Here is a 13,261-nt window from a genome sequence, read left to right on the forward strand (position 1 = left end):
TATTAATTGTTACTATATTTACCCATAGTAATAAGTAGCATCCGATAACCGATATCGACTTGATCGTCACTCGAGTTCTATGCCTACTGTTCGTCGCTCTAGGGTTCGCCCAGCTAAGCAAAGCACAGTCGCCCACCCGCAGGTTTTCCTACCTGACCACCAATCAGGGACTCTCCCAGAATAACGTCACCTGCATCCTCAAGGACCGAAAAGGCTTTATGTGGTTCGGTACCCGCGATGGACTCAATAAATTCGACGGGTATACCTATACCCTGTATCGAAATGATCCCCTTAAGCCCACTAGTCTGAGCCATAGCTATATTCATGCCCTGCTGGAGGATAAACAGGGCCGATTGTGGGTGGGTACCGATGATGGGGGGCTTAATTTATTTGATGCCAGCACCGAAACCTTTACCAACTATCAGCATAGGCCGGGTCGACCAAACAGTCTGGCGCACAACAAGGTCATGGCCATTGCTCAGGATGCCGGGGGCTTCCTGTGGATCGGCACGGGGGGAGGGGGGCTGGATCGGTTTGATAGTCGACATAAAACGTTTACTCATTTTATCCATCAACCCCAGCGACCGGGTAGTTTAAGCCATGATCAGGTCAGTTCCGTCTTTATCGATAAAATGGGCGTCATCTGGGTGGGTACCCTGGGGGGCGGTTTGAATAAACTGAATCCATCGACGGCCTCCTTTACGCATTACAGTCATAATGCAGCCGATGCCCGCTCCCTGAGTCAAAATCGGGTAACCTCCTGTCTGGAAGATTCCAAGGGCCGCTTCTGGGTGGCGACGGAAGGAGGATTGAACCAGCTGGACCGGGTAACGGGCCTTTGTACCCGCTTTTTACAGGGCACGAGTTTGCTGAGCCATAATGATGTGAAAGCCCTGGCCGAAGACAACACCCATACCCTATGGATCGGCACCCAAAATGGAGGGATTAATCTGCTACACCCCGATGGTCGCTTTTCCTATTACGCCTATCAGGTCGACAATACCGGCGGACTTAACAGCGGCTCCATCTATTGCTTGTATCGGGACGCCATCGGTACCATGTGGATTGGTACCTATTCGGGGGGCGTCAATAAGCTTGATGTAACCCCCTTGAAATTTGACCTCTACCAACGGACCCGCCTCAACACCAATAAGCTGAGCAATAATAATATTTTGACGGTGCTACAGGACCAAGGGGGGGATTTGTGGTTGGGCACCGATGGGGGCGGGCTCAATCGACTCAAAAAAGGAGGGTCGGTTTTTAGGGCTTACCAAGATATCAGTCGGCTGGCCGCTTCAATGAGCCGCAACTTTGTCCTTACCCTGTATGAAGACCGGCATAAACAACTCTGGACGGGTAACTATAAGGGGGGGCTAACGTTATTGGATCGGGCCACCAATACGTTTAAGCCGAAGGGAAATTTAAGTCCGGTAAGTATAAGTGCTATTCTGGAGGCCCGCGATGGGATGATGTGGCTGGGCACCTTCGAAGAGGGCTTGATTCGCTACGACAAAACGACAGGTCAGCTAACCAGGTACCCCGCCCGGCCGGGGCAGACGGGCCAACTCAACAACCAAACCATCACGGCCCTGTGGGAGGATCGGGCCGGTAACATTTGGCTGGGGACTGATGGCGGTGGCATCAATGTGTTCCATCCGTCTCAGCAGACCTTTACCCAGTACGTTCAGGACAGGAGTAAGCCCCACAGTCTGAGCAATAATCGGGTCAACTGTCTGTTTGAAAGCACCAGGGGACAACTTTGGATCGGTACCAGCGGGGGGTTGAACCGATTTGACCCGCGCACCCAATCGTTTTTAGTTTACCGCCAGAAAGATGGATTAGCCAACGAAGTTATCCAAAGCATTCTGGAAGATAAGCGGGGCGTACTGTGGCTAGGCACCAACAAGGGCCTGATTGGCTTTGATCCCCTCACGCACCGCATTCGCAACTATGATGCCCGTGATGGCTTACAGGAAAGCCCTTTCAACCGGATGGCCGCTTTTCAAAGCTCGAGTGGCCAACTTTTTTTTGGGGGTTTAAGCGGGCTAAATAGTTTTTATCCCGACAGCCTGCGGGACAATCGGTTCATCCCCCCCGTCTACATTACGGATTTCCAATTGTTCAATAAATCAATTCGAATGGGCGATGAGCAAACCTTATTGACCAGGCCCATCAGTGATACCCGTGATATTACCCTTTCCTACCAGCAATCGGTACTCTCCTTCGAATTCGCGGCCCTGAATTACACCGTATCGGAGAAGAATCAATATGCCTATAAACTGGAGGGTTTTGATCAACACTGGATTCAGGCGGGTACTCAGCGCAAGGTAACCTATACGAATCTGGATCCGGGCGACTATGTATTGCGGGTAAAAGCGGCCAATAACGATGGGGTTTGGAATCAGCGGGGAACGTTTGTTAAGCTCCATATTATTCCACCGGTTTGGCAGACGGGTTGGTTTAAAAGTTTGGTAATCTTGTTGCTGTTGGGTAGTTTGTACGCCCTGTACGGTTGGCGGATCAAGGGTATTCAGGCCCGGCAAGTCACTTTACAAAACCAGGTTAACGAGCAAATCCGCCAGACGACCCAGCAAAAACAAACCGAACTGGTTCTTCAGCAATCATTGGAGCGGGAGAAAGAACTCAATCAACTTAAGTCCCAGTTTGTAGCCACCGCCTCGCACGAGTTTCGTACTCCCCTAACCACCATCAGTAGTAGTGCTCATCTAATCAGCATGTATCTGGCCAAACCACAGCATATCGCTACGCCTGCCATTGAAAAGCACCTGAAAGTGATTGCCCGGCAGGTTAAAAATGTAGACGAGTTATTGACTGACCTACTCACAATGGGCACGATCGAAGCGGGGAAAGTGACCTCCCAGCCGCGCTGGGTTGACATCAGCGGTTTGTGCCAGCAAGTCATAGCGAGCCATTTTAGTCACCAGCGGGACGGCCGGGTGGTCCAGCTTTCGGTGCAAGGTGTAGCCTATACGACGTTCCTGGATGAAAAGTTGCTGGGGCATACGCTGATCAATTTGCTGTCTAATGCCTTTAAGTACTCCCAAAGTGACCCGCACTTAGTGCTTTGCTATACAACCGAAGCGGTCATGATTCAAGTCATTGATTGGGGTATTGGTATCCCGGCCAGCGATCTTTCATCCTTATTCCAGACCTTTTTTCGAGCGGGTAATACTGAAGGTATTCAGGGTACGGGTTTAGGACTGGTCATTGCCCAGCAGTATGTGGCGCTCCAAGGAGGCACCCTAACGGTTCAGAGTGAAGAAGGTATTGGCAGCACGTTCACTATTGTTTTACCTAATGGGACTTCCGGGTCAAAACAGGATGCTAAACCCACCTAAAGTATGGCTTTAAGACCAGCAGGTCAGAGGGAAACGCTAAACGCCCGTTTAATGAAGTAGACAAATGAAGGCCCCTTCGTCTCAAGGGCGAGCGTTTAGCGAGACATGCAATTTTAGTTCAAACCTCGATACTCAATCGGCGAAACCCCCACTTTTTGTTTGAAGAACCGGGTAAAATGTTGAGGATACTTAAACCCTAGTTCATAGGCTATTTTGCTCACCGATTTACTGGTGTCGAACAGCCGCTCTTTCGCTAGGTCAATCAGATGCAGTTGGATGAATTCCAGGGCCGACTTCCCCGTTTCCTTCTTGATCAGATCGCCGAAGTAATTGGGCGATAAGTTCAGCGCCTGGGCGAAGTAGGCGACGGTGGGCACGCCCTCGGTACCTAATTTTTCGCCGAATAAGTACTCGTTTAGTTCCGCTTCGAACTGCTCCAGGATGCCGTGATTCGCGTGCTCCCGAGTGATGAATTGCCGATCATAAAAGCGCAAACAGTACTTCAAGAGCAATTCCAGGTTCGCCACGATCAACTGCTTACTGTGGCGATCAATGTTTTGGCTGACTTCGCTGGTTATATTATCAAAGCAAGTTATCACGACGTCCCTTTCTTTGTCGGAAAGATGCAAAGCCTCATGAGACTGGTAACTGAAAAATGAATAATCGTGGATCTGTTTACCCAGACTGGTGCCTTTTATCAGGTCGGGATGAAAGACCAGGGCCTTCCCATACGGTTGATGCGGTTCCCCTTCCGGCTCATTGGTGATGATCTGCCCAGGCCCGAAAAAGACCATCGTTCCTTCGGCATAATCATAATACTGGTTGCCGTACCGCAGATCACCGCAGTTCGTCTCTTTAAGGATAATGGCGTAAAGGCTGAGCGTAAACTTCTCCCGGAGAAGGGGCTTCGACTGATTAAAATCAACCAGACTGATGAGCGGATGCTGGGTTCGATTGTTGAACCTATCCGCATATTTTTTGATCGTGTCATAGTGGATCATGGGCGATGTTTTGGTCAAATCTACAGACGAAAATCGGGCTTAGGTAGGCTACCTGTAAAAGTGGTAGGCAAAACCGTAAAATGTATAAAACAGCGTACGTTGGCACAGGGTACCTTTGCACCCTACTGAAAAAACTGTTTCGCAAACCCCTGTCAATGAGACTACCGGGTGATTCGACAGTTCGTTTAGGAAACATCATTCCATTCAACGCTATGAAACCAACCCAGATGCTGCTACTGCCGTTAATGCTGGTTTTCCTCCGTATCCTGGCTTGCAAAACCGACGATCCCATGACCCAGCAGAACCCCATTCTGCCAGCCGGCAATACAACGGCTGCCAACCCCAGAATCCATCCCGGCGATGTCGTATGGTTCAAACCTAACGAAAAGCATTGGCATGGTGCTTCGCCAACGAAGGCCATGAGCCACCTAGCCATTCAGGAAGAGGTAAACGGTGAGGTGATAACCTGGCTGGAGAAAGTAAGTGAGCGTGAGTACGCAATTTGACCCCAACATGACAACAATTTTTCAACGGATGCGGGCTGGTGAACCGCTCCGGAAAGATGATCCTGACTATGCCCGGTTTAGCGAGGTCGTGGCCCGTACCATTCGGTTATGCGTCCGGATGAACGCCACGGCCACCAAGCTGGATCAGGTTCGCAGCCAGTTGAGTGCCATCATTGGTACTGAGATCGACGAATCGACAACGATTTTCCCTCCGTTCTATACCAACTTTGGTCAGTTCATTCGCTTGGGCAAAAACGTCTTTATTAATCATACCTGTTCGTTTCTGGATAGTGGTGGGATTACGATAGAAGACGATGTGCAGATTGGTCCCAGCGTCAAGCTCACGTCCGAAAATCACCCGCTAGACCCCGCTGATCGCAAAACACTCCTTCTGCGACCTATTCTGATCAAACGGAATGCCTGGATTGGTGCAGGTGCCACCCTTCTGGCGGGCGTTACAGTTGGCGAAAACGCGGTGGTTGCCGCCGGAGCTGTCGTCAGTCGGGACGTACCACCCAACACGGTCGTTGCCGGCATACCGGCGAAGGTGGTGAAGACCCTATAAATGAAGCAACAGAAAGACAAACGAAACGATCATGGAAAATTCAATCGACAACCAGATAACCCACATCACCAGTCGTCCGGTGGCCAGGCCGCAGCTTGCCGGCCGGGCATTTAACCTGCTGTTCGTATTCATCGTCTTAGCCCTCTGGCCTGATTTGGCTTCAGGCCAGACAACGAACACCGTGACCGGTCCGCAGGCAGCGAAAAAAGGTCCTGCTGACACGTTTACGGGAACCGTTTGGGTGACGAGCCTGGTCCCCAATGACTCGATCTTTACGACTATTTCGGGCAGTGTCGCCTTTGAGAAAAGTGCCCGCTCGCACTGGCATTCTCATCCGGCCGGGCAAATCCTCATTGTTACGGATGGGATCGGTTACCACCAGATCAAAGGGGAGCCCAGGCAAGTGATTCGCAAAGGCGACGTCGTGAAATGCCCGCCTAATGTAGTTCATTGGCACGGAGCCAGTCCCAACAGTAAAATGACCCACCTGTATATCATCCCAAACACCGAAAAAGGGATCGTCAAGTGGCTACTGGCCGTCACGGATGCGGAATACAATCAAAAATAAGCCGTTAGTCCATTTTCAGTCAAACCAATCGAGTTCACTCCGTTTACCCATGAAACAGTACGCCTTACTCGTTTTATTGACTGGACTTTTGTCCACCACCAGTCAAGGTCAGCAGGCGCTGACTAGAGAGCCTCCGCTCGTTTCTCCTGAAATCCATGACAACCATTCGGTAACGTTCCGGCTAAAGGCGCCAACGGCTACGACGGCTACCATGTCGGGTAACTGGATGCGCAGTGAGGGATTCGCTCGTCCTTCCGCAACGATGCAAAAAGGAGCGGATGGAATCTGGTCTTATACCACGGACGTTTTGTCACCTGAGTTCTATACCTACTCCTTCACCGTGGACGGGTTGAGAGCCATTGATCCTAACAATGCCCATGTCATCCGGGATGTTGCCAATGTGTCGAACGCGCTGCTGATTGATGGAGAGTTCGCCAATCTGTACAAAGTCAATGACGTGCCTCACGGATCAGTGAGCCGTCGCTGGTACAACTCACCCGGTAATACGAAGCGTCGTCGGATTACTATTTATACCCCGTCTGGCTATGAAATGGGCAAAGAAACGTATCCGGTACTGTATTTGATGCATGGGATTGGGGGCGATGAGGAAGCCTGGATGGGTTTAGGCAGAGCTTCCCAGATTTTAGATAACCTGATTGCCCAGGGAAAAGCAAAACCCATGATCGTGGTCATGACCAATGGCAATGTGTCGCAGGATGCTGCGCCCGGTGAAGGAAGTGATGGGTATACGAAACCCAGTTTTATGCTACCCCAAACAATGGATGGCAAATTTGAAGAAACCTTCGGGGATATACTCACCTTCGTGGACAATAATTACCGGACCCGGAAAACCAAAGCCGGGCGAGCGATTGCCGGGTTATCTATGGGCGGATATCACACCGCTTACATCTCGCAGAACTACCCAAACACCTTCGACTATATGGGCTTATTCTCTCCCGCCCTTAACAATAAACCGGAAGATCATCCCCAGTCACTGGCGTATCAGAAGCTGGATTTAAAGTTAAAAAAGCAGATGGACAATGGCTACAAATTATACTGGGTGGCTGTTGGCCGGGATGATGTCCCCATCTTACTGGCTGGTATTGGGGACTTCCGAAAGAAAATGGACACGATTGGTATGACGTATGAATTTAAAGAAACCGATGGGGGCCACACCTGGCCAAATTGGCGTAAATACCTGACGGAATTTGCACAAAAAATTTTTTAACTAAACATCGGATCACCATACTGGTATGTGCTACTAGCAATTCATTTCAATCTGATAGAATCATGACGATTTTACGTTTTATGACCTTTAGTCTGGACGTTTTTTTGACGGTAACCAAGTACCAGGAAGGTTGTCGCAAACTGGCTTTATTGCGGCTAGAAAAACCGCTCAATTAAGTGGCGCACGAATTGTCGTATGCTACGGGTAGCCGTTGACAGTTATTAAAACGAGCCATCTCCTGAAATGCCCAATTAATGAAGCAGATACATGAATAATCCTTCGTCTCAGGAAGGAGGATTTAATGAGACAGTGAGTTTTTAATAACTGTCAACTTCAGCCAGTAGCATACGCTCGTTAAGTTGGTAAGTTTCGTGTCCGGATTTTTAGGACCATACCCTTATACTGCCGATGAATAAATTGAACAATTTAGCTGTGGGTCATATGCTTACCTTTCTCAGCAACTAACTTCTTTCTGCTAATGCGCCATATATACTCCTTCTGTTTACTGGCTTTTTGGCCCGGCTCACTAGTGCTGGCCCAAACGAACTACCTCGTCCTCAAAGGCAATTCATACTCACCCGGCGCTTACAATATACTGATAGGGCACTTTGCAGGCAACACGGAAATGCCGGGTCAAGGTAATGTATTTGTCGGCGCTCAGGCGGGCCCCCAAAACTCAACTGGGACGCTCAATGTGTTTACGGGCTATCAAGTGGGTTACAGCAATACGACGGGTTCCAACAACGTCTTTTTGGGCTCGTGGGCAGGCTACAGAAATACGGCGGGTAATTATAATGCTTACTTGGGCAATCAGGCGGGTTATAATAGTACGACCTGCCAGTTCAATGCCTTCGTGGGCAGTGATGCGGGCTATAAAAACACCTCCGGCGGGTTGAATACCTTTTTAGGCTATCAGTCTGGCTATAACAATACCATTGGTGGGAGCGACACATTCGTCGGCTACCGAGCGGGCTATGCCAATACGACCGGCTTGTACAACACGTTTGTCGGCTATCAGGCAGGCTATAACACCACCACGGGCAGCAACAACATCATCATTGGCCCCAACTCAGGTACGGCCATCACCACCAGTGATGAGAATGTACTCATGGGCTACAATAGCCAGGCCGAGGATGGGCTGCACAACGCCACCGCGATTGGTGCGGGTTCCCGAGTGGCCATCAGCAATGCGCTGGTGCTGGGCAGTGGGGTGAACGTCGGTATTGGCACCTCGGCGCCAACTGCCAAACTGGAGCTCGTGAGTGAGTCACCCCATGAAAGCGGCCTTCGACTAACGAACCTGACCAGCCAAAGCCCACCTACTGCCCAGACCGACCAATTCTTGAGTGTCAATCAGCGGGGAGAGGTCATCAAAGCCCGTTATCAGCTTAGAATCAACAACGCTACCGAATGGAGCGACAAGGTATTCAGCCCGGCTTATCCGCTTCGCTCCCTCTCCTCAGTAGCTTCCTATGTGGGCCAACATGGTCATTTGCCGGGCCTTCCTTCCGCGCAGGAGGTCGTTCAACAGGGAATGGATCTAACCAGGCTGAACACCCTGCTGTTAGAAAAGATTGAAGAATTAACCCTGTACAGTATTCAGCTTGAGCAGAAAGTGAATAGACTTGACGAACAACAGGCCCAAGTGAATGAATTGAAGAGCCTTGTCAAGCAGCTTCTGGATAAGAAATAGAAAGCTACATCAGCACGCTTAGCTAGCCGCAACTATCAATCAGGTGAACTGGACTGGCTACGTTAAACTAAACCGTAAAATCATGCTTACTTTCGTGCCCGCTTAAATGTAGCACGTTCAACAATTAATTCTGATGTATTGGTGGAAGAAATCAGACGTTGAGAAGGTGTGTCCTGGACAGATCCCAGAAAATAGGCGTTTGAGGCCTTTAAAGCGGTAGATGACCTGCTTTTGACGCCGGTCCTGGCAATTGGCTGCGAGTAGGTAAGCCGGAAAGAAGCAGACACCTGTAAGCTCACGTGTCTCGCATAGGTGCGTTTGTTGAGCATGTACTTTTTAATTATCTGTCCAACGCTATCCGTCGCATACGTTCAGGTTCAGTACCTTTCTGTTTACAGACTCTATCGTTTTTCCGCCGTCAGATAAAACTGATAGGCTTTCTGCCGGGTTCGCTTCAACCGCATCTTAACGGCGCTTTCCTGAAGACCCAGCTGCTGGGCAATCTGTTGGATGGACAGCCCCTGCTGGTATTTTAGGCGAAGCAGACTTGCCTCCATAGGCGAGAGTTGCTGGAGTGTTTGGGTAAGCAGTTGCAAGCGCTCTTCCAGGGGTTCCTGCTCGGCTGGATCGGCGAACTGATAAGCCTCCTCAACGTCCAGGTTTGCCATCGGCAATCGCTTGGCGACTTTAATTTGATCCAGGCAATAGTTGAAGGATATCGAGTAAAGCCAGGTAGAAAACGTGGATTTCTCCTGAAACCGATCCAGTCGGTCGAAGGTGCGGATAAATATATCGTGGGTATAATCCTGGGCTTTTTCCGAGTCTTTGGTCATGGATAAACAACGATTATAGACTTTCCCCACATAGCGGCTATAAAGCTCTTCAAAGCAGGCATTGGGATTGGTGGCGAACTGCTGGCGGATCAGGTCTTCGTCGTTAAGTTTGGTTTTCATCGTCTCGGTAGTGAATAAAAATTCTGGGTATCAATAAGTTTCTGATTGGCGTTTATTGATACAAATTTGTTTCTATTGACTGCCCGTTGAGAACTTGATTCGATGAACTGACTGTTTTGCCCGTTTTTCGGTATGAATTACCGAAATATACAGCCGAAAGGGAGTATAAGCAATTGAAATACAGGTGATTATATATTAATTAGATCATATGAATAGGGGGCATATTAATAATGCAAACTATTCATTAAACCAGAAAAAAGGGTGTTTCTCCCATTACTAATAGCCTCACTATTCCTTTTCATTGTACTGTCGAAACTCTTGCTCTAAGCCCAAACTTGTTTAGTGCAGGATCTTAACCTGTTGTTCCACACTAAATTAAAGGGCAATGAAACCTGTTGATCCAAAAGCTTTCGCTACCGACCGCATTCTTAAGAACCTTCAGGGTAATACGATAAAAGGCCATGGACGTGAACACACAACCCATATTTTTATCCATTTTAACGCCAATTGTATTCCTGCGGTAAAAGAATGGGTACGATCCTTTGCAGAAGATAACTTGACCAGTTCCAAGAAGCAATTAGAAGAAAGAGAAGCTTTCAAGAAGGAGGATAAGCCTGGTGGTTTATTCTCCGCCCTTTTCCTGTCAGCCGCTGGATACAAGGCGCTGGGATTTACCGACGTACAAACAAAATTCAGCGATCCGGCCTTTAAAGCTGGTCTGAAAGCCCGCCGTACACAAACCAATGATCCTACAACCAATAAATGGGAGGAGGGCTACAGGCACGAATCTCATGCCATGATTTTATTGGCCGATGATGATCCGAAACGTATGGGTAATTTCACCAAAGTCTTGCTCGACGTACTTGATAAATTTAGCCGAATCGATGTAGTCGAATATGGCGACGCTATTCGAAATTCAGCCCTTGCAGGAATCGAACATTTTGGTTACGTCGACGGCACAAGCCAACCGCTTTTCTTAAAAGATGAAATCGAATCTTATGAACAACTTCATGGGGTCACACTTTCTCCTCCATCTCCTAATCTAAAATTTGATCCTTCTGCCGACACTAATTTAATTCTGATTCCTGATCCTTATGTAACACCCCATCCTGAAAAACCATCTTTTGGCAGTTATTTCGTTTTTAGAAAATTGGAACAGAATGTACGGGCATTTAAAGAAGCGGAAGAAAAAGTTGGAAAGAAGTTGTTCCCTAACTTAGGAGACGAATCGAAACGGGAACTGGCTGGGGCCTATCTTGTCGGCCGTTTTGAGGACGGTAGTCCAGTACTAATGGATGATGAAGATTCTATTCTGAATAGTGCAAGTTTTAACAATTTCGATTACAGCAATGATCCTAGCGGAGGTCGCTGTCCTCATTTTGCCCATATCAGGAAGGCAAACCCAAGAAGAGATGCGTTCGATAAATCTAAAACTATGGCACGGCGTGGTATTCCATTTGGCCACCGAAATGTGGATACAGAATTGGACCCTATTGCCAAACAAACGCCTGAAAGTGGAGTAGGTTTACTGTTTATGAGTTATCAGGCAAGTATAGAAACCCAGTTTGAGTTCATTCAGCAATCTTGGGCAAATAGTGCCGGTTTCCCTACTGGTGGCACAGGTATTGATCCTATAATTGGCCAGTCTGCTGCTGGTGCACCATCATCCGAACGCACCTACAAACTTCCTCAAGCGTATGGCACTCCTGTACCTGGTGTTGAGGCAACTTTTGATCAATTTGTAACCATGAAAGGGGGCGAATATTTCTTCGCGCCAAGTATTACTTTTCTTAAAAGTCTAGTTTAACTACTGATTGTCAGAGGCCCGTTGATTGTTCTCAATTTCAGTCACTCATCAAATGTTTCCCGCTGCGTAAACTAAATTTGTTGACGTGTAAAATAGTCTGGACATTTTACACGTCAACTTTCAGATGTACAACTGTAACTGGAAATTGAGGGCACAAACAAACTCATGCATACTAAAACGGCGATGAATTATATGTCGACTTATTTATTAGTCGCTGGACCTTCACCCGCTGGAACAAATGGCCCTTAGCCGTTCGGAAACCCGACGCATTCAATTCGTCCGCAATTTGCTGTAAAGTTTTCCCTTGATGTAAATATTCTTTGATGGTCAGCAAGGCTAGCTGATTATGTTTGTTGGTGAGCGCTTTTTGCTTAATGGCTTCCACCCCTATCTGTTGCGCTTGTGGCGTCAGATTCTGGGGTGAGCCTAAGACAAAGCCTTGTTGCTTCTTAACGGCTAAGGCCTTTCTGGTGCACTCGCCGATCAGCTCCCGTTCATGGTGGCCCAGCGTAGCGAAGATGCCGATGGTCAGGGTGTTGGCGTCCGGCATATCAACGCACTGGAAATTAACACCTGAATCTCACAGGGGTAAAAATGAACGAGGCATTACGGCTCAACCGGTCGAGGTCAGGAGCCGAAGAAAATAAGCGGCATGGTAGGCGATGTAGTTAGGAAGCTCAAGTCCTGATTGGTAGTTTTATAAACCTTCGCACTAATACCTAAATGTGTATTTGTGTGAAAAGGGTGGGTGAATTAAAAAAAGTACAGCACAGATAGATCTAAAGAACACGGTCAGCCATTATCTTCATAACATCCCTGTATCTATACAATTCCAACCCTAATTGCGTGTGGCCAGTTGTAAAAGAGCTGTAGCATCTCGTTAAAAGAGCCTTTTTCGATATTTAGACACGAGCCGCTAACTGGCTAACTACCTTTTCCAAACGTTACTTCCCTAAGTACGAAAACTATATAACTAGGCTAAATAAATTTGCTTGAAGTTAACCTAAACCTAAGGCGAAGTAAGGCGTTAATTCGTTACAGTAGTCAAATGAACATGCACTATGAATCGCTCCTTGTTTTGGCTGGCGTTACTGATCGTTGCGGCTCCCACCTGTATCGCCCAACGGGTGATTTATTCGAGTCAACTGATTTCGCAATCCTACCAGGGGCCTGCCATCAAGAAGATTCGTGCCCCAGGAAGATTTTCCTCAACGATTACGGTGAAGTATACCGATGGCCGCAAACAGATTATCCCCAGAGACAGCATCTGGGGCTATGAAGACGCGCGGGGTCGGTTGTATCGCAATTACAAGCGTGAGTTCTACCGAGTGACGGCAGTCAGCGATTTGGTTCGCTACGTCGTCACGCGCTCTAATGGCCGGGGTGTGGTCAACACCCGTTACTTCAGCCGAGACTTTGACAGTGCGCTGTATTGGGGTAAAGCCAAGGCCCGCCGTGATTCTAGCCAAGCACTTTAGTGGCTATCAAAAGAAAACCCATTCAATAGGGTTGTTCTTCTTCCCAATCCCGTATGCTAGGGATAGAAGTTTACAGTTAATTGAACAAGCCGTTTCTTGAAAT

At 48.3% G+C, this 13,261-nt stretch carries 11 protein-coding genes; 8 read left to right on the forward strand and 3 right to left on the reverse strand.

All coding sequences use genetic code 11. The features are described 5' to 3' along the window. The first annotated feature begins 59 nt into the window (after positions 1–59). Positions 60–3,359, forward strand: coding sequence for a sensor histidine kinase (locus tag CWM47_RS31455; protein ID WP_240625544.1), 3,300 nt, complete (start codon positions 60–62; stop codon positions 3,357–3,359). 113 nt (positions 3,360–3,472) lie between these two features. On the opposite strand, the gene CWM47_RS31460 is transcribed toward CWM47_RS31455, so the two are convergent. Next, positions 3,473–4,360: a helix-turn-helix domain-containing protein gene (locus CWM47_RS31460; protein WP_100992519.1), complete on the reverse strand. Its 888-nt coding sequence runs from the start codon at positions 4,358–4,360 to the stop codon at positions 3,473–3,475. A 212-nt stretch (positions 4,361–4,572) separates the two neighbouring features. On the opposite strand from CWM47_RS31460, the gene CWM47_RS38990 reads away from it, so the two are divergent. From CWM47_RS38990 to CWM47_RS31485, 5 genes are all read left to right on the forward strand, one after another. Continuing rightward, positions 4,573–4,866: a cupin domain-containing protein gene (locus tag CWM47_RS38990; RefSeq protein WP_206170559.1), complete on the forward strand. Its 294-nt coding sequence runs from the start codon at positions 4,573–4,575 to the stop codon at positions 4,864–4,866. Positions 4,867–4,873: 7 nt separating this feature from the next. Beyond that, complete coding sequence (locus CWM47_RS31470; protein WP_100992520.1) at positions 4,874–5,431, forward strand: DapH/DapD/GlmU-related protein; 558 nt, start codon at positions 4,874–4,876, stop codon at positions 5,429–5,431. 31 nt (positions 5,432–5,462) lie between these two features. Beyond that, positions 5,463–5,999 carry a cupin domain-containing protein gene (locus CWM47_RS31475; protein ID WP_100992521.1) on the forward strand — a complete coding sequence of 179 codons (537 nt, stop codon included), beginning with the start codon at positions 5,463–5,465 and terminating at the stop codon, positions 5,997–5,999. Positions 6,000–6,048: 49 nt separating this feature from the next. Further along, positions 6,049–7,227, forward strand: a complete 1,179-nt coding sequence (locus CWM47_RS31480; RefSeq protein WP_100992522.1) for an alpha/beta hydrolase — start codon at positions 6,049–6,051, stop codon at positions 7,225–7,227. 478 nt (positions 7,228–7,705) lie between these two features. Then, entirely contained in the window at positions 7,706–8,920 is a 1,215-nt protein-coding gene (locus CWM47_RS31485; protein ID WP_100992523.1) for a hypothetical protein, read from the forward strand. Between the two features lie 401 nt (positions 8,921–9,321). Here CWM47_RS31485 and CWM47_RS31490 read toward each other — a convergent pair whose 3' ends face one another. Further along, the gene (locus CWM47_RS31490; RefSeq protein WP_100992524.1) at positions 9,322–9,873 is read right to left on the reverse strand and encodes an RNA polymerase sigma factor; all 552 of its coding nucleotides are present in this window, start codon (positions 9,871–9,873) and stop codon (positions 9,322–9,324) included. 385 nt (positions 9,874–10,258) lie between these two features. On the opposite strand from CWM47_RS31490, the gene CWM47_RS31495 reads away from it, so the two are divergent. Further along, entirely contained in the window at positions 10,259–11,680 is a 1,422-nt protein-coding gene (locus tag CWM47_RS31495) for a Dyp-type peroxidase (protein WP_100992525.1), read from the forward strand. A gap of 172 nt (positions 11,681–11,852) precedes the next feature. Here the strand turns inward: CWM47_RS31495 and CWM47_RS31500 are convergent, their stop codons facing one another. Next, positions 11,853–12,230 carry a recombinase family protein gene (locus tag CWM47_RS31500; RefSeq protein ID WP_100992526.1) on the reverse strand — a complete coding sequence of 126 codons (378 nt, stop codon included), beginning with the start codon at positions 12,228–12,230 and terminating at the stop codon, positions 11,853–11,855. 511 nt (positions 12,231–12,741) lie between these two features. Between CWM47_RS31500 and CWM47_RS31505 the strand changes: the two genes are divergently transcribed. Then, on the forward strand, positions 12,742–13,158 hold the full coding sequence (locus CWM47_RS31505) for a hypothetical protein (protein WP_100992527.1): 417 nt from the start codon (positions 12,742–12,744) through the stop codon (positions 13,156–13,158). Positions 13,159–13,261 lie beyond the last annotated feature (103 nt).

The organism is Spirosoma pollinicola (genome assembly GCF_002831565.1).
GTDB classification, from domain to species: domain Bacteria; phylum Bacteroidota; class Bacteroidia; order Cytophagales; family Spirosomataceae; genus Spirosoma; species Spirosoma pollinicola.